Source organism: Thioclava marina (genome assembly GCF_002020135.1).
Taxonomy (GTDB): Bacteria; Pseudomonadota; Alphaproteobacteria; order Rhodobacterales; family Rhodobacteraceae; genus Thioclava; species Thioclava marina.
Window position 1 is genome coordinate 797,989 of the sequence record NZ_MPZS01000001.1, and the last position, 17,079, is coordinate 815,067.

Here is a 17,079-nt window from a genome sequence, read left to right on the forward strand (position 1 = left end):
TTTCTTTGCTGTCGAGGGTAACTTACCCCGCGCCGGAGCAGATCGCATTGATACGGGTCAAATCAGCCCCCCGCACGCCGCCATCCGGCCGCTTTTGCCTCCGCTTCGGTACAAAACCAGCGCTCGCCCTTGCGCGTGCTGATCCGTGTGGCCGCATAAGAGCGCATTCCGGGCAGATGATAGAGCTTCCCCCGGCCCGAAATGTTGCCCTTGATCGTGCATGTTCCCGGCGCCGCCTGCCCGTTCGATTCGGCCCGGACCTGCGCGGGCCGCTCCGCCGCGCCCTGCCAGATCCCGAGGCCCGCGCGCCGCGCACGCTCCTCCTGAACCACGTAATCGCGCGAATATTTCCGATAGGCGAAGGCCGCCCCGCGCGCGACCATCTCCGCATTCACATCGCGCCCGCCCGCTCGGCAGACCGCGATGAGGCGCCCGTAGCGATCCTCTTCGCTTCCCGAGCAGCGCACCCCCTGCCCGACCAGCGCGCGCAATGTGGCCGTCGCCGCCATGCCGCAAGCCCAGGCCGCGCCGGTCGCCGTCTCGCAGCGCTGCTTCGCCTCGGGCGCATCGATCCCGAACAGCCTAACCCGCGTGTTCTGGACCACCAGCGTATCCCCATCGACAATGCGCGGAACGCCGGTGACGGTCGAGGCCGCTGCGGGCAGCGCCATCAGAACAAGAAGTGAACAAATTCTTAACATGCCCCAGATATGGGGCACAGAGCCGGAACGGGCAAGAGATTTTGTGGGGCAAGGTTAGCGGCCAAAGGGCTGCGCCCGACGGTCACGAAACTCTAACCCACCCGATGCGACGAACCCAAGGCAGCGCCGGGCCTCCTCGCGGGAGGGCGCCACTGCACCAATGCCGCGCGCGTCATCGTCAAACGAACATGATACGGTAAATCGCTTCCCACCGGCGAGGCACCGGCGCCCACCCCAGGCCGCGCGCCGCCCTCTTCGCTCGATTCAAAGCGCGAAGCGCTTACCGCTGCGCCACCTGCCAGTTCGGCCCCATCCAGGGCTCGAGATTCTCCCGCGCCAGCGGCGCCTTGCCCAGCAGGTGATCGGCCATCTTCTCGCCGACCATGATCGAAGGCGCATTGAGATTGCCATTGGTGATACGCGGAAAGACCGAACTGTCGGCCACCCGCAGCCCTTCGACCCCGATCACCCGGCCTTCCGGATCGACCACCGCGCCCGGATCATCCGCCGCCCCCATCCGCGCCGTGCCGCAGGGATGGTAAGCGCTCTCGGCATGCTCGCGAATGAAGGCGTCGATCTGCGCGTCGCTCTCCACGCCCGCGCCCGGCTGGATCTCGTGCTTCACATGCGCCGCCATCGGGGCTTGCGCAAAGATCTCCCGCGTCAGCCGCACGCATTTGCGGAACTCGGCCCAATCGTCGGGATGGCTCATATAGTTGAACTTGATCACCGGGGTGTCGGCGGGATCGCCCGAGCGCAGCCGCACCGTCCCGCGCGACTTCGACCGCATCGGCCCCACATGCGCCTGGAACCCGTGCCCCTCGGCCACCGCCTTGCCGTCATAGCGCACCGCGATCGGCAGGAAGTGATACTGGATGTCCGGATAATCGATCCCGGCCTCCGATCGGATGAAGGCGCAGCTTTCGAACTGGTTCGACGCTCCGACCCCGCCCTTCGACAACAGCCATTGCGCGCCCACCCAGGCCTTACCCGCAAGGTTCCAGTACTTGAACAGCGTCACCGGTTCTTTCGCGGCGAATTGCATGTAGATCTCGAGATGATCTTGAAGGTTCGCGCCCACACCGGAGCGATCCGCCAGCACCTCGACCCCCATTTCGCGCAGATGCCCGGCCGGGCCCACGCCCGAGAGCATCAGGAGCTTCGGCGTATTGATCGAGCTGGCCGCCAGAACCACTTCGCGCTCCGCCGCGATCACCTCGATCCGGCCCTTACGCTCGACCTCGACGCCGACCGCGCGCTTGCCTTCGAACACGACGCGCCGCGCGAGCGCCCGCACGATCCGCAGCTTTCCGGTCTTTTGTGCGGGCCGCAGATAGGCGTTGGCCGCAGACCAGCGCCGCCCCTTCCAGATCGTGGCTTCCATCGGCCCGAAGCCTTCCTGCTGCGCGCCGTTATAGTCCTCGGTCACCGGATAGCCCGCCGCCTTGCCCGCCGCGACGAAGGCATCGAAAAGCGGATTGGCCCGCGGGCCTCGCGTCACATGCAGCGGCCCGGACTCCCCGCGCCACTCGCTCTGCCCGCCATGCCAATGCTCCATCCGCTTGAAATAGGGCAGCACATCCGCATAGCCCCAGCCCCGCGCGCCGCTCTCTTCCCAATGGTCGAAATCGCGCGCATGGCCGCGCACATAGACCATGCCGTTGATGCTCGACGAGCCGCCCAGCACCTTGCCGCGCGGCGTCGCCAGACGGCGGCCGCCCAGATGCTCCTCCGGTTCCGACTGAAACCCCCAGTCGTAGATCCCCATGTTCATCGGATAGCTCAGCGCGCCCGGCATCTGGATGAACGGCCCCGCATCCGAGCCGCCATGCTCGATCACCAGAACCTCGCGCCCCGCCTCGGCGAGCCGATAGGCCAGCGCCGAGCCGCCCGAGCCCGCACCCACGATCACAAACTCTGCACTCTGCGCCATGCTCTTCCTCTTGGCGAAAATATCCCGGGGGTCTGGGGGCAGCGCCCCCAGCCTCTCCAAGGTCACATTCAGTAAGGGCTCTCGACCGGGCCCATGCCCACATAGACCGACTTGAGCTGCGTATAATGCTCGACCGCCGCGCGGGAATTCTCGCGCCCGAAGCCCGATTGCTTCACCGCGCCGAAGGGCATCTCGACCGGGGTGAGGTTATAGGCGTTGATCCAGGTCGTGCCCGCCTGAAGCTGACCGACAACGCGGTGCCCGCGCGCCAGATCGCCGGTGAATACGCCCGCCGCGAGGCCGAACTGCGTGTCATTGGCCCGCGCGATCACTTCCTCTTCGCTCTCGAACTCCAGCACCGACATCACCGGGCCGAAGATTTCCTCGCGCGCGATGGTCATCGCGTCGGTCACATCGGCAAAGACCGTGGGCTGCACGAACAGGGGCCCCTCATTGCCCGCAGACCCGCCGCAGACCAGCCGCGCGCCCTCATCCTTGGCGCTGTCGATATAGGACATCACCTTGTCGAACTGTGCCGCCGAAATGAGCGGACCGAACTGCGTCTCATCCTTCAGCGGATCGCCCGCGACGATGGCCTCGGTGCGCTCTTTCAGCTGCGCGAGGAAGGCCTCCTTGATACCCTTCTGCACGAAGACCCGCGTCCCGTTCGAACAGATCTGACCCGAGGAATAGAAATTCCCCAGCATCGCCGCCCCGATCGCGCTTTCCAGATTGGCGTCGTCGAAGACGATCAGCGGGGATTTGCCCCCCAGCTCCATCGTCACATGCTTCATTCCCGCGGCCGCCGCCTGATAGACCCGCGCGCCCGTCGGCACCGAGCCCGTCAGCGACACTTTTGCAATCCGCGGATCGGTCGAGAGCGCCGCCCCCACCGGCCCAAACCCCTGCACCACGTTGAACACGCCCGCAGGCATGCCCGCCTCGATGAAGATCGCGGCAAGCTCCAGCGCACCCAGCGGCGTCATCTCGGAGGGTTTGAACACCATCGCATTGCCGGTCGACAGCGCCGGCGCCGATTTCCAGCAGGCGATCTGGCTGGGATAGTTCCACGCGCCGATCCCCGCGCAGACGCCCAGCGGCTCGCGCAGCGTATAGGCGAAATCGCCCCCCAGCGGGATCGTCTCGCCGGTCAGCGTCGGCGCGAGCCCCGCGAAATATTCCAGCGCATCCGCCCCCGAGGGCCAGTCGGCCGCGCGGGTTTCCTGAATGGGCTTGCCGGTATCGAGGGTTTCGAGCAGCGCCAGTTCCTCGGCTCGTTCGCGGATGATCGCGACGGCCCGCATCAGGATGCGGGCGCGCTCGACCGGGCGCAACGCCGCCCATGCCTTCTGCGCCTCGACCGCCCCTGCAATCGCCGCGTCGATCACCGCAGGGGTCGCCGCATGCAGCTTGGCGATCACCTCGCCCGTGCCGGGATAGGTGACGATCAGTTCGTCGCCCGCCGTGTCTTCCAGCCAGTCGCCATTGACGAAATGACTTGCTTTCGGTTGTGCTCTCATGGCTTGCACTCCAATTCCTTTTCCAGATGCGCCAGCACCAGATCGCAGGCCGCCTGCCGGTCGGGCTCGCCCTCGACAAGAGCGGCGCGGATATAGACCCCGTCGATCAGCGCGCCCAAACCTTCGGCCACGGGCCCGGCGCGCTCGCCCACCAGCGGGCGGAGCCCGTAGAGCAGGTTCGAGCGCATCCGGCGCTGATAGACATGCAGCAGGCGCCGCGCCTCGGCGCTCGACTGCGCCAGCACGTAGAAATTCAGCCAGGCCGCGATGGCTTCGTGCCGGAACGACCCGGCGGCGAAAGAGCCCATCACAACTGCGCGAACCCGGTCGCGCGGATTGCGCGCCGTGGACAGAGCGCCCCGCACCTCCGCGCCGTAGATCGACAGGATCGAGCGCATCGCGGCGAGGAAAATCTGCTCTTTCGAGCCGAAATAATGATGCGCCAGCGCCGAGGACATGCCCGCGCGCCGCGCGATCTGCGCGACCGTCACGTCGAGCGACCCGGCTGCCCCCACTGTCTCAATGGTGGCTTTCACCAGGGCAGCGCGGCGTATAGGCTCTGCTCCAAGCTTGGGCATCTGAACGGCCTCCTCCGGGTGGCTTGCTTGAATGTCGAGCTAGAACATGTTTATTGACTCGTCAATCAACAACCGCATGATGCGGTTCAATGACGCTGTGACAGGGAGAAAAATATGCAGTTTCGTTCCACCCTCCTCGCACTGGGGGCCGCGCTCTCGCTCGGCTTCGCGGCCAGCGCACCGGCGCAGGCTGCCGATTGCTCGAAAGTGACTTTCTCGGATGTCGGCTGGACCGACATCACCTCGACCACTGCGGTCGCGACCACGATCCTCGAAGCGCTCGGCTACGAGACCGACACCAAGGTTCTCTCGGTTCCGGTGACCTATGAGGCGCTGTCGAAAGGCGATGTCGATGTGTTCCTCGGCAACTGGATGCCCTCGATGGCCGCCAATATCGAGCCCTACACCAAGGACGGCACCGTCGAGACGCTCGGCGTGAACCTCACCGGCGCGAAATACACGCTCGCCACCAACCCCGCCGGCGCCAAGCTCGGCATCAAGGACTTCGCGGACATCGCCAAGCACAAGGACGAGCTTGACGGCCAGATCTACGGCATCGAGCCGGGCAATGACGGCAACGCGCTGATCCTCGACATGATCGAAAAGGACGCGTTCGGCCTGAAGGACTTCAATCTGAAGGAAAGCTCCGAACAGGGCATGCTTGCGCAGGTCGCGCGCGCCGACAAGTCGGACGAGCCGATCATCTTCCTCGCCTGGGAACCCCACCCGATGAACTCGAATTTCGAGATCACCTACCTGTCGGGCGGCGATGATTTCTTCGGCCCGGACTACGGCGGCGCCGAGGTCATGACCAACGTGCGCAAGGGCTATGTCGCCGACTGCCCGAACCCCGGCAAGCTGGTGTCGAACCTGACCTTCACCCTGCAGATGGAAAACGAGATCATGGGCAAGATCCTCGACGATGGCGAGGATCCGATGGACGCTGCGAAAGAATGGCTCAAGGCCCATCCCGCGACTTGGGAAGCCTGGCTCGAAGGCGTGACCACGAAAGACGGCGGCGACGCGCGTGAAGCGGTCGAAAAAGCGCTGGACTCGTGAGCGTGACGCCCCTGAAAACCTGCGCGTGGGCCTCTTTGGCCTGCGCGTTTCTCGTTCCGCTCGCGGCCCGTGCGCAAGACACGGCCCAGCCCGCCTGCCCGACCCGCGCCGATCTGATGGCCCATGGCGTGCAGATGACGCGCAGCTCCCCGCACATGGCGATCGCCTACCGCTACGAGGACGGCACGCTCGTCTCCTACCGCGCAGACGACCCGGCCCTGAGTCGCCCGCCGCAGCGCGAAACCTATGCCAACCCGCTGATCGTAACCCGGCAGGAAGGCGGCGGCGCGAGCTTCGAGCTGCGCTATGCCGAGACGCCCGGCATCGAGGAACTGCTCGGCGCCAAGGGCTGGACCGGTTCGGTCGCCCTCGTGATCGACGACGAGGTGAAGGCCACTGGAGACGCCAGCTACAAGGTCATCGGCGAGGGCAAACTCTCCATCGGCGCGTGCACCTATTCGGTCACGCAGGTCTCCGAAGACATCCAGATGGGCAAGCTCACCTCGCATATCCTGAAGGAATACGCGCCCGAACTCGGCCTCGTCATCCGCACCACCAAGATCGACCCCGAGACCGGCAAACCCATCGGCCAGGTCTCCTTTGACGAGATCGTGGCGCGCGCGCCGAAACAAAAACAAGAAGGACAGTGATGGACTGGTTGACCGACACCAAGATCCCCGTGGGCAAGACGGCCAAACTCGTGATCGACTGGCTGCAAGACCACGCCGCCCCCCTGTTTGACGCGCTCTCCGTGGCCCTTCAGGCGCTGATCGACGCGACACTCTGGGTGCTGCAATCCCCGCCCGCGCTGATCGTGATCGCAGCCTTCGCGGCGCTGGCCTACCTGCTGCAACGCAGCTGGAAGATCGCGCTTCTGGTGGTGCTCGGCTTCCTGTTCATCCTCAATCAGGGCTATTGGGAGGAAACCACCGAAAGCCTCACCCTCGTCATTGCCGCCTGCGTCGTGTGCATGGGGCTCGGCGTGCCGATCGGGATCGCCGCCGCGCACCGCCCGCGCCTCTATGCGGTGCTGCAGCCGGTCCTCGACCTGATGCAGACGCTGCCGGCCTTCGTCTACCTGATCCCCGCGATCGTCTTCTTCGGCATCGGCATGGTGCCCGGCCTGATCGCCACGGTGATCTTCGTGCTGCCCGCGCCGATCCGCCTGACCCATCTGGGCGTCTCCTCGACGCCGGACACGCTGACCGAGGCCGCCCAATCCTTCGGGGCCACCAAAAGCCAGCTGCTGTGGAAGGTCGAGCTGCCCTATGCCACCCCGCAGATCATGGCCGGCCTGAACCAGACCATCATGCTCTCGCTCTCGATGGTGGTCGTGGCCGCGCTGGTGGGCGCCGATGGGCTCGGCGTTCCGGTCGTGCGCGCCCTCAATACCGTCAACACCGCGCTCGGGTTCGAATCCGGCTTCGTCATCGTCGTCGTCGCGATCATCCTCGACCGCATTCTGCGCCGGGGAGGCTCGAAATGACCCAGACCGCCCAGAAAACCGCCGTCCGCTTCGACAATGTCTCCATCGTCTTCGGCGACGAGCCGCAAGAAGCCCTGCCGCTGATGGATCAGGGCCTGTCGCGCCCCGAGATCCAGGAGCGCACGGGCCAGGTGCTCGGCGTGCATGACTGCTCGGTCGAGGTGCCCGAGGGCGAGATCCTCGTGCTCATGGGTCTCTCGGGCTCGGGCAAATCCACGCTGCTGCGCGCGGTCAACGGCCTCAACCCGGTCTGCCGCGGCAAGGTCGAGGTGCATGACGGGCAGGGCCTCGTCGATGTCACCCATGCCGACCCGGCCACCCTGCGCCGGATGCGCCTGACCAAGATCGCGATGGTCTTCCAGCAATTCGGCCTGCTGCCCTGGCGCACGGTGCGCGAGAACGTGGGCCTCGGCCTCGAACTCGCGGGCATGAGCAAGGCCGAACGCCGCGAAAAGGTCGATGCGCAACTGGAACTCGTGGGCCTGTCGGACTGGGCCGAACGGCAGGTGGCCGAGCTTTCGGGCGGCATGCAGCAGCGCGTGGGCCTCGCCCGGGCGTTTGCCACCGACGCCCCGATCCTCTTGATGGACGAGCCCTTCTCGGCCCTCGATCCGCTGATCCGCACGAAGCTGCAAGACGAGCTGCTGGAGCTGCAGGCCAAGCTCAAGCGCACGATCATCTTCGTCAGCCACGACCTCGACGAGGCCTTCAAGATCGGCAACCGGATCGCGTTGATGGAGGGCGGCCGCATCGTCCAATGCGGCACCGCGCGCGACATCATCGCCAAGCCCGCAAACGGCTATGTGGCCGATTTCGTGGCCCATATGAACCCGCTCGGCGTGCTCACCGCCGAAGACCTCGCCGACCCGCCCGGCACGCCCATAGGCGCCGCCACCGGTGCGCCGATGCCCGCCGACGCCCCGGTGCGCGAGGTGATGGAGCGGCTGCGTCACGAGGCGGCCGTTCCGCTCAGCGATGGCCGCGTCGTGACCCGCGAAGGCGTGATCACGCGACTCATCGACCCGCAGGGCAGCGCGAGCGTGAACTGAGGGACGCTTCGCGGAGGATATTTTGACCAAGTCGAAGACAAGGCACGCGCCCCCCTTCGACTTGGATCAAATATCCCCGCCGGAGGCATCCTCGCTTTGCCAGAAGAGCGCCCGTCTCAGATCTTGGAGGCCGGGGCCGGCGGCGTGACGCGGCGCTTGAGCTGCGCCTCGCGCCAGGTCATGTAGCTCACGGACGCAATGATGATCGCGCCGCCGAGAATGACGTAGGGGTCCGGTTTCTCGTCGAAAATCGTCCAACCCGCGATCGCGGCCCAGACCAGCTGCAAAAAGATCACCGGCTGCGTCACCGTCACCGGGGCGGCGGCGAAAGCGCGGGTCATGCAGTAATGCCCGCCCGTCGCAAAGACCGCCACCGCACCGAGCCAGAGGGTTTCCGACAGCGAGATCGGCTGCCATTGCCAGATCGCGACCGGCGCAAGCGCCACCGTCACCACCAGCGTCATCATCGCCACCACCGTGCCCGCGGGCACGTAATCGGTAAGCTTCTTCGCCGCGAGATAGGCGCCGCCGAAAAACAGCGCCGCGCCGAGCTGGGCGACATGGCCGGGCTCGATCTCGCGCATCCCGGGCCGCAGGATGATCAGCGCCCCGATCAGCGCCACGATGACGGCCGTGATGCGCCGCCACGCAAGCCCTTCGCCCAGCAAGAGCGCCCCGCCCACAGTGACCACGATCGGGTTGAGATAGTTGATCGCGGTGACATCGGCGATCGGGATATTGCTCATGGCGAAGAACCAAAGCCCCACCGCCACTGCATGGAGCAACCCGCGCAGCCCGAACAGAGCCCAAACCTCGCGGGGGAAGCTCTGGCGCAGGATGCGCATCAGCGCGGGCGCGAAAAACACGATCCCCCAAAGGAAGCGCACGAAGGCCGATTGCGCGGCGGGCACCTGATCGCCCAGCCAGTGCACGATGATGTTCACCGCCACGAAACAGGCCGTGGTGGCAAGCATCCACAGAATGCCGACCAGAGGTTTGTTGGGTTTTTCTTGCGCGCTCATGGCCCCTCTTGGACGCGCTGTCGCGGGTTTGTGCAAGCGGCGTCTTGTATCGGTTATAATGCGCCCGCAGCAAGCTTCCACGCGATCGACCCCATCAGCACCGCGATCAGCGCATCGAGCACGCGCCAGGCGACAGGTTTCGCGAACAGGGGCGCGAGCAGGCGCGCGCCGTAAGCCAAGGAAAAGAAAAACACAAACGAGGCGAGGATCGCGCCTGACGCGAAACCGACCCCCTGTCCCGGGAACTGCGCCGAGACAGCTCCCAGAAGCACCACTGTATCGAGCCAGACATGCGGATTGGCCCAGGTGAAGGCCGCGACCGTAAGAAGTACCGCGCGCAAGGACGGCGCGCTGCCGGAGCTTGCCTCGAGATGCTCGCCGCCCCGGATCGCCGCGATCAGCGAGCGGATCGCATACCAGCCCAGAAACGCGACCCCGCCCCAGCGCAACAGCTCGGGTAGCCACGGCAACGCGGTCGTGGCAGCGGCGAAGCCCGAGACGCCCAGCGCGATCAGCACCGCATCGGAGAGCGCACAGAACAGCGCGACCGCGAAGACATGCTCGCGCCGCAGCCCCTGACGCAGCACGAACGCGTTCTGCGCGCCGATCGCGACGATCAGCCCGAGGCCAAGTTTCAGTCCGGACCAGAATGGCAGCATGTCTCACCTTCGGGCGGTTAAGGGTGGGCTTCTCTGTGGCGCAGCGCCCGGATAAGCTCAACTTATTTAATCTTATTCTGTATAAGCTGAACTTATGCTGGACTATCCCGCCTTAGAGGCCCTCGCCGCCGTCGCCGATACCGGATCATTCGAGATCGCCGCCGCGCGGATCGGGGTTTCGCAACCCGCGATCTCGCAACGCATCCGCTCGCTGGAAGAGCGGATGGGCGCAGTGTTGGTGATCCGCGGCGCGCCCTGCCGGGTAACCGAGGAAGGCGCGCGGCTGATCCGGCACCTGCGCGAGGTGGCGCTGATGGAGGCGGCGCTAAGCCCGACCAATGCGCCGCCCGTTCTTCGCATCGCGGTGAACGCGGACAGTCTCGCGACCTGGGTGCTCCCGGCGCTGGCGGAGATCGAGGGCGCGCTCTTCGATCTGGTGATCGACGATCAGGACCATTCCGCCGACTGGCTGCGGCGCGGCGATGTGGTCGCGGCGATCACCTCCGATCCGGGGCCGGTCGCGGGCTGCGATACGGTGGCGCTGGGGCGGCTGCGCTACATCGCGACGGCGAGCCCCGATTTCATCGCGCGCCATTTCCGCAAAGGGATCAACAGCGAGAGCCTGCGCGCTGCCCCTGCCCTGCAATTCAATGCCAAGGACCGGCTCCAGGATGCCTGGGCCGCCCAGATCGCGGGCGGTCCGATCAGCCTGCGCGCGCATCGCATCGCCTCGACCGAAGGCTTCGTCGAGGCCACGTTGCGGGGCATGGGTTGGGGACTGAACCCGGAGGTGCTGGTGCGCGCGCATCTGGCCTCGGGCGCGCTCGAAGCGCTTGGACCCGCACCGATCGACGTGCCGCTGCATTGGCAGAGCCAGCGGCGCATGAAGGCCCCGCTTGGCTCCCTTGGGCGGGCGGTGCGCCGGGCGGCGAAGGGTGTGTTGCTCGACACCCCTTGACCGGGCGCAAAAAGCGCGTAGATCGCGCTCGCGGGCAGGTTGGTCCCGTGTTTCTTTTCCGAAATCGCGATGCTCCCCGTTCTGATGTCTTCCGGCGATCTGATCGCCGACCGTCGTGCCGATTATGCCGAAGCGCTGTTGCCCGATGATCCGGGGGCTGCGAGCGAGCTTTATGCGCAGGCGCTGGAACTGGCGCCGGGCTGGGCTGCGGGCTGGTTCCGGCTGGGCGAGATCCGGGCCGAGGCGGGGCTGGCGGGCGCGGCGGAGGCGTTCGAGGCCGCGATTGCGGCCGATCCGGCGGACCGGCTGGGCGCGAGCCTGCGGCGCGATCTCCTGCGTGAGCGTTCACTGGCCGATGCGATGCCCTCGGCCTTTGTCGAGACCCTGTTCGACCAATATGCGCCGGGCTTCGAGGAAGCTCTGGTCGAGAAGCTCGATTACCGCGCGCCGCAATTGCTCGCGGCTGAACTGGCGCAGCCCTTCGGGCGGGTGCTCGATCTGGGCTGCGGGACGGGGCTGATGGGGTTGGAGCTGCGCGAGGGCGCCGCGTGGCTGGAAGGCTGGGACATCTCGGCCGAGATGCTGCGCGAGGCCGAGGCGAAGGGGATCTATGACCGGCTGGAAAAGCGCGACCTTTCGGCGCTGGAGCCCGCTTTCGAGGCATGGGACCTGATCACGGCGGCCGATGTCTTCGCCTATCTCGGTGCGCTCGAACAGATCGTAGGTTGGGTCGCCGCAGCGCTGGCGCCCGGCGGACGGTTCGCCTTTACCGTCGAGGCGCATGACGGCGCCGAGGCTTATGTGCTGCGCGAAAGCCGCCGCTATGCCCATGCGGAGACACATCTGAACGCGCTTATGTCCGAGGCCGGGTTCGAGACGCGCATCCGCCGTGCCGTGCTGCGCCGCGACCGGGGCGCGCCGATCGAGGGATTGGTGGTGCAGGCCCGCAAACTGGGAGAGGCGCGCGGGCAGATCTCCGGGGATATGCGCGAACTCGAGGCCTGAGCGGACGCATTGCGTGCACCGGGCGCGCGGCGCATAGTCGCCCCGCAACGCCCCCGCAAGCAGGAGAGACGCCCATGGAGCTACCCGAATTCATCCAGGCCTTCCCCGCCCTCGATCTGCCCTTTCCGGAGGATCAGGTCCGCAGCCACGCGATCCGGTCTGATGCCGGGCTGGTGGTGTTCTTGCACTTCCTGACCGATTTCGAGCTGCCGCCCCATGCCCATAAGGGGCAATGGGGGACCGTGATCGAGGGCGAGGTAGAGCTGACGATCGACGGCGAAACCCGGCTTTACCGCCCCGGCGAGAGCTATGACATTCCCGCAGGCGCGGTGCATTCGGCGCGGCTCAAGGCGGGCACGAAGGCGATCGACGTCTTCGAGGAGGCCGATCGCTATCCGTTGAAAAGCTGAGCCGCCGCGCTCAGGCGCGGATGACCGAGACGCCTTGATTGATCAGCGTGGCAGGCGCCTGCGATTCCATGAAGGCGATGTCATAGGCATCGCGCCCCACCGCGATCAGCGCCATCGACTCGGGCCCGCACATCCCCGTCGCATCGACCAGGTGCCAGCCGCCATCGAGCCAGACCTCTCCCACCGCGTGAAAATCCTGCGGGGTCACGTCGGGCCCGTAGACCGAGGCCATGCGCGCCGGGATTTGCGCCGCACGCACCATCGCGCAGAACAGATGGGCGTAGTCGCGGCACACGCCCTGACGGCCCGCGAAGGTTTCGAGGACATTGGTGTCGCTGTCGGAGGCTCCCGGCACATAAGAGAGGTTCATCTCGATCCAGTCGCGGATCGCGGCCACCTTCGCCCCGCCCTGCAGATCGAAGAAGCGCTTGCCGACGAAAGAGACGAATTTGTCGGACTGGACGTAGCGCGAGGGGCGGATATAGGGCGCGGCCTCGGTCGGCAGCGCATGGAGCGGCGCGGCCTGCATCCCGCTCAGGTCAGGCCCGGGGCGCGCGATGTCGATCTGAGCCTGATAATGCAGCTGCATCTCGGTGCCGACCTGCGCCCAGATTCGCTGGCCCACCCCGCTATCGCCTGCAATCCGCGTCACGCGGGCATCACCGAGATCGAGGCTTTCGCGCACAATTTGCTGGCCCGGCGCATGCGCTGCCTCGAGCACCAGCGCAACCGTATTGGGCTGGGGGAATTGATAGGTCATCTGCACGTCGACAGAAATGCGCATGTCGGCTCCTTTCGCGACTGGGACGGGGCCCGGACGCGAACGCCCGAGCAAAGGCGCTGTGCCGAAGGAAGGCGCGCGAACGTGGTTCGGTTCCCCTGAAGGCGGCGGAACGCGGCAAGCCTCGCCCCCCTCAGGCAAGCGGGGCACGACATGCGGCCCGGAACGCGAAGGGCGGCGGAGCCTCCAAGGCGCCGCCGCCGCTCGATGGCCGCCAAGTCAGGCCGCGGATCAGTCGATCTTCACCAGTTCCACGTCGAAGGTCAGCGCCTTGCCCGCGAGCGGGTGGTTGGCGTCGAGGAACAGCTCTGTCTCGTTCGCATCCGCGATCACGACATTGATCGTCTGACCATCCTGGGTCTGCACCTGAAGCTGGGTGCCCGGTTCGGTCGGGATGTGATCGGGCACGGCGGCACGGTCGACAGCCTGCACGCGCTCGGGGTGATGGGGGCCGTAAGCCTCGTCGGGCTCGCAGCGCACGGTGCGCTTCTCGCCGACTTCCATGCCGGTCACACCCTTGTCGAGACCGGGGATGATCTGCCCCGAGCCAAGCGTGAAGGCGAGCGGCTCGCGGCCTTGGGAGCTGTCGAAAACGGAGCCGTCATCGAGCTTGCCGGTATAGTGAAGATGCAGGGTATCGCCCGGCTTTGCCTGGGTCATGGTGAGATCCTTTCGGGGGGAGAGGGTGAATTTACCGAGGCCGCGTTCAGCGCGGGTGGCTCGTTGTTTCACCCCCCAAGCTGGCAATTCCGGGCGGGAATGTAAACCGGGGGGCGGGAATTGGGCACGAGCAGGCCGGAACAGGCAGCCGGGCGAGACCATGGCAAAACGTAAAAAGGCGCCCCGCGGGGCGCCTTTCTGCATTCGATCGGTGGGGCGCCTTACAGCTGCGCCGCGACGTCCTCGGGCACGTCGAAATTGGCGGTGACCGACTGCACGTCGTCATCGTCTTCGAGCGTGTCGATCAGTTTCATCAGCTTCTGCGCGGTTTCCAGATCGACCTCGGTACGGTTCTGGGGCTTCCAGATCAGCTTGGCTTCATCGGCTTCGCCGAGTTCTGCCTCGAGCGCCTCGGACACTTCCGACAGGCTCTCCATCGGGCAGTAGATCCAGTGGCCTTCCTCGTCGCTTTCCACGTCCTCGGCACCGGCTTCGATCGCGGCCATCAGAACGGTTTCGGCGTCGCCCACCGAGGCCGGATAGGTGATCTCGCCCACGCGGTCGAACATGAAGCTCACCGAGCCGGTGGTGCCGAGGTTGCCGCCGTTCTTGGTGAAGGTCGAGCGCACGTTGGAGGCGGTGCGGTTGAGGTTGTCGGTCATCGCCTCGACGATCACCGCGATGCCGTTCGGGCCGTAGCCTTCGTAACGGATCTCGGTATAGTCGTCGCCCTCGCCCGCCTGCGATTTCTTGATCGCGCGGTCGATCACGTCCTTGGGCATCGACTGCGACTTGGCCGCCTTCACGGCAAGGCGCAGACGCGGGTTCTTCTCGGGATCGGGGTCACCCATCTTCGCGGCAACCGTGATCTCCTTCGAGAGCTTGGAAAACATCTTCGAGCGCGCCGCATCCTGCTTGCCTTTGCGGTGCTGGATATTGGCCCATTTGGAATGGCCTGCCATGGGTATCTCCGTCGGATAATCGCGAAATCGCGCCCGATATAGTGCGGTTTGGGGGGGCGCTGCAAGCGCGATGGGTCAGCCGGGCAGTTTGAGCTGGCCCGCGCCCTGATCCTTGGTGGGGATCGGCTGGGGCGTCTCGAAGCGCCAGCTCATCCCCGTGGGCGTGGTGAGGCGCACCTTGGCATAGGGTTCGAACAGATCACCCAGCCCGCCCGGGGCGGTGGCGAGGTAGCTCGGTTTATAGCCCGTCACCTCGTAGCTCATCGGATAGGGACAGTCGTTCAGCGTGCCGGCAAACGTGCCCTCGATCTCGGCGTGGCAGAGCGTTCCGTCATTGAACGAGACCTCCATCCGCGTCCCCGTGAGATGCACCTTGTCGGGCCAGGACGGCGCGCGCGTTCCGGTCGCACATGCGGCCAGTGCAAGCGGCAGGATCAGCATGAAACGCATCGGCTTTCTCCTCAGAAGGGCCAGATCAGCGGGATCAGCAGGCAGGCGGTGAGGCCGGTCACGATATCCATCGGGATGCCGAAGCGCAGGAAATCGGAGAATTTGTAGCCGCCGGGCCCGTAGACCATCATGTGAGTCTGATAGCCGATCGGGGTGGCGAAAGCCACCGAGGCCGAGAACATCACCGCCACCGCGAAGGGCCGCGGATCGAGCCCGAGCGCCGCCGCGAGCGAGATCGCAATCGGCGTGTAGATCACCGCAACCGCGTTGTTCGACAGCAATTCCGTCATGAAAAGGCCGAGGAAATAGACCACGATCAGCGCGGCCTGCGGGGGCAAGGTCTGGAGCCAGGGCGCGACGCCGCTCACGATGAGTTGTACCGCGCCCGAATGTTCCAGCCCCACGCCCACCACGAGCATCGCGAAGATCAGCGCAAGCAGGCGGCCCTCGATGAAGGTGAAGGCCTCGTCGGTGTCGATGCAGCGCAGGATGAGGATGCCCGCGACCGCGACCATGGCGAGCGCGAGGATGGGCGCCACGCCAAGCGCCGAGAGGATCACCACCGCCGCGAGCGCGCCGATGGCGGCGGGCATATGCGAGCGGCGATAGGCGCGGGCCTGCGGTTTGGATACATCGACGAGATCCATATCCGCGGCAAGGCGCGCGATATCCTCGGGCGCGCCCTCGAGGAGCAGCGTGTCGCCCACCACGACCACGAGATCGTCGAGCTGGCGGCCGATATTCTGGTTCCGGCGATGGGCTGCGAGCACATAGACGCCGTAGCGGCGGCGCAGGCGCATGTCGCCCAGACGCTGCCCGATCATCCGGCAGCCGGGCGAGATCAGCACTTCGACCGTCTCGGTGCGTACCGAGGACAGCTTGTCGACCATGCGCAGGTCGCGGTTCTTCTGCATCCCGAGCAGCTCTTCCATTTCGGAGCGCAGCACGACGCGGTCGCCCGCCTCGAGTTCGACCGAGGGCAGATCGCGCCGGAGCGAGGCATCGCCGCGCAGCACGTCGATCACACGCACGCCCTCGCGTTTGAACGTGTCGGTTTCGAGAACCTTCTCACCGATCAGGCCGCTTTCCTCGGGGATCGCGACCTCGGTGAAATATTTCATCTTCGGGCGATCGCCGAGCAGGAAGGAGAGCGACTGACGCTCGGGGATGAGGCGGCGCGCGAAGAGCATCATGAACGCCCCGCCGACAAGGCAGATGGCGAAGCCGAGCGGCGCGATCTCGAAGATCGAGAAGGGCTCGATCCCGCGGGCGCGTACCACACCGTCGACGAGAATGTTCGTCGAGGTGCCGATCAGGGTGATCATGCCGCCCATCACGGTCACGTAGCTCAGCGGCATCAGGAAGCGCGAGGGCGAGATATTGAGCTTGCGCGCGACCTGGATGAAGACCGGGATCATCACCGCGACGACGGGCGTGTTGTTCATCACCGCGCTGGCCAGCATGGTGATGACGAACATCAGCAGGATCGTGAGCTTGGGGCTGTCGTCAATGCGCGCCTCGGCATAGCGGGTCATCGCGTCGAGCGCGCCGGTGCGCACCAGCGCCCCCATGATCAGGAACATGAAGGCGATGGTCCAGGGCGCGGGGTTCGCCAGCACCGCCGAGGCGCTCTCGTAAGGGGTCAGCCCGAAGACCAGCATCAGGGCCGCGCCCGCGATCGCGGTAACCTCGGGCGGCCAGGTCTCGCGGATGAACATCACGAACATCCAGGCCACGACCAACAGCGCCAGAATGGCCATGCCGGTTTCACTGAAGGGCAGTTGGATCATTTGTGAGGCTCGCGCAGACGCATCGCGCCGATACTACAAGTGCAGCGCGCCCGGGC

General features: G+C 66.0%; 18 protein-coding genes. 7 read left to right on the forward strand and 11 right to left on the reverse strand.

What is annotated here, in order from left to right:
• Positions 1-62: 62 nt before the first annotated feature.
• The 4 genes from BMG00_RS03780 to betI all read right to left on the reverse strand — a co-directional run bounded on the left by BMG00_RS03780 (position 63) and on the right by betI (position 4,732).
• Positions 63-671 carry a thermonuclease family protein gene (locus BMG00_RS03780; protein WP_245794944.1) on the reverse strand — a complete coding sequence of 203 codons (609 nt, stop codon included), beginning with the start codon at positions 669-671 and terminating at the stop codon, positions 63-65.
• Positions 672-981: 310 nt separating this feature from the next.
• Entirely contained in the window at positions 982-2,634 is a 1,653-nt protein-coding gene (betA, locus tag BMG00_RS03785; RefSeq protein WP_078573423.1) for a choline dehydrogenase, read from the reverse strand.
• A gap of 68 nt (positions 2,635-2,702) precedes the next feature.
• Positions 2,703-4,154, reverse strand: coding sequence for a betaine-aldehyde dehydrogenase (betB, locus tag BMG00_RS03790; RefSeq protein WP_078573424.1), 1,452 nt, complete (start codon positions 4,152-4,154; stop codon positions 2,703-2,705).
• Complete coding sequence (gene betI / locus BMG00_RS03795) at positions 4,151-4,732, reverse strand: choline-binding transcriptional repressor BetI (RefSeq protein WP_078573425.1); 582 nt, start codon at positions 4,730-4,732, stop codon at positions 4,151-4,153. Before betI ends, betB begins: the two co-directional genes overlap by 4 nt.
• Before the next feature lie 114 nt (positions 4,733-4,846).
• Here betI and BMG00_RS03800 point away from each other — a divergent pair, with 114 nt between their 5' ends.
• Genes BMG00_RS03800 through choV form a run of 4 tightly spaced genes read left to right on the forward strand, consistent with a single transcriptional unit; the run spans position 4,847 to position 8,326 of the window.
• Positions 4,847-5,791, forward strand: coding sequence for a choline ABC transporter substrate-binding protein (locus tag BMG00_RS03800; protein WP_078528879.1), 945 nt, complete (start codon positions 4,847-4,849; stop codon positions 5,789-5,791).
• A complete protein-coding gene (locus BMG00_RS03805) occupies positions 5,788-6,441 on the forward strand; it encodes a hypothetical protein (RefSeq protein ID WP_078573426.1) in 654 nt (217 codons plus the stop codon). The genes BMG00_RS03800 and BMG00_RS03805 overlap by 4 nt, the downstream gene beginning before the upstream one ends.
• The gene (choW, locus tag BMG00_RS03810; protein ID WP_078528881.1) at positions 6,441-7,277 is read left to right on the forward strand and encodes a choline ABC transporter permease subunit; all 837 of its coding nucleotides are present in this window, start codon (positions 6,441-6,443) and stop codon (positions 7,275-7,277) included. The genes BMG00_RS03805 and choW overlap by 1 nt, the downstream gene beginning before the upstream one ends.
• Positions 7,274-8,326 carry a choline ABC transporter ATP-binding protein gene (gene choV / locus BMG00_RS03815; RefSeq protein ID WP_078528883.1) on the forward strand — a complete coding sequence of 351 codons (1,053 nt, stop codon included), beginning with the start codon at positions 7,274-7,276 and terminating at the stop codon, positions 8,324-8,326. Before choW ends, choV begins: the two co-directional genes overlap by 4 nt.
• 116 nt (positions 8,327-8,442) lie before the next feature.
• Here the strand turns inward: choV and BMG00_RS03820 are convergent, their stop codons facing one another.
• Together BMG00_RS03820 and BMG00_RS03825 are read right to left on the reverse strand one after the other, a co-directional pair.
• On the reverse strand, positions 8,443-9,348 hold the full coding sequence (locus BMG00_RS03820) for a DMT family transporter (protein WP_245794945.1): 906 nt from the start codon (positions 9,346-9,348) through the stop codon (positions 8,443-8,445).
• Between the two features lie 53 nt (positions 9,349-9,401).
• Positions 9,402-10,007, reverse strand: a complete 606-nt coding sequence (locus BMG00_RS03825; protein ID WP_078528885.1) for a LysE/ArgO family amino acid transporter — start codon at positions 10,005-10,007, stop codon at positions 9,402-9,404.
• A gap of 94 nt (positions 10,008-10,101) precedes the next feature.
• Between BMG00_RS03825 and BMG00_RS03830 the strand changes: the two genes are divergently transcribed.
• The 3 genes from BMG00_RS03830 to BMG00_RS03840 all read left to right on the forward strand — a co-directional run bounded on the left by BMG00_RS03830 (position 10,102) and on the right by BMG00_RS03840 (position 12,380).
• Positions 10,102-10,965: a LysR family transcriptional regulator ArgP gene (locus BMG00_RS03830; protein WP_078573427.1), complete on the forward strand. Its 864-nt coding sequence runs from the start codon at positions 10,102-10,104 to the stop codon at positions 10,963-10,965.
• A gap of 69 nt (positions 10,966-11,034) precedes the next feature.
• The gene (locus BMG00_RS03835) at positions 11,035-11,970 is read left to right on the forward strand and encodes a class I SAM-dependent DNA methyltransferase (RefSeq protein WP_078528896.1); all 936 of its coding nucleotides are present in this window, start codon (positions 11,035-11,037) and stop codon (positions 11,968-11,970) included.
• 74 nt (positions 11,971-12,044) lie between these two features.
• Positions 12,045-12,380, forward strand: coding sequence for a cupin domain-containing protein (locus BMG00_RS03840; RefSeq protein ID WP_078528898.1), 336 nt, complete (start codon positions 12,045-12,047; stop codon positions 12,378-12,380).
• Between the two features lie 10 nt (positions 12,381-12,390).
• On the opposite strand, the gene BMG00_RS03845 is transcribed toward BMG00_RS03840, so the two are convergent.
• The 5 genes from BMG00_RS03845 to BMG00_RS03865 form a co-directional block, all read right to left on the reverse strand.
• Positions 12,391-13,164, reverse strand: a complete 774-nt coding sequence (locus tag BMG00_RS03845; protein ID WP_078573428.1) for a transglutaminase-like domain-containing protein — start codon at positions 13,162-13,164, stop codon at positions 12,391-12,393.
• A 228-nt stretch (positions 13,165-13,392) separates the two neighbouring features.
• The gene (locus BMG00_RS03850) at positions 13,393-13,821 is read right to left on the reverse strand and encodes an FKBP-type peptidyl-prolyl cis-trans isomerase (protein ID WP_078528903.1); all 429 of its coding nucleotides are present in this window, start codon (positions 13,819-13,821) and stop codon (positions 13,393-13,395) included.
• A gap of 221 nt (positions 13,822-14,042) precedes the next feature.
• A complete protein-coding gene (locus BMG00_RS03855; RefSeq protein WP_078573429.1) occupies positions 14,043-14,783 on the reverse strand; it encodes a YebC/PmpR family DNA-binding transcriptional regulator in 741 nt (246 codons plus the stop codon).
• 75 nt (positions 14,784-14,858) lie between these two features.
• Positions 14,859-15,233, reverse strand: a complete 375-nt coding sequence (locus tag BMG00_RS03860) for a hypothetical protein (RefSeq protein ID WP_078528909.1) — start codon at positions 15,231-15,233, stop codon at positions 14,859-14,861.
• Positions 15,234-15,244: 11 nt separating this feature from the next.
• Positions 15,245-17,023 (reverse strand): SLC13 family permease, encoded by a 1,779-nt coding sequence (locus BMG00_RS03865; RefSeq protein WP_078528911.1) that lies wholly within the window; start codon positions 17,021-17,023, stop codon positions 15,245-15,247.
• Positions 17,024-17,079: the final 56 nt, after the last annotated feature.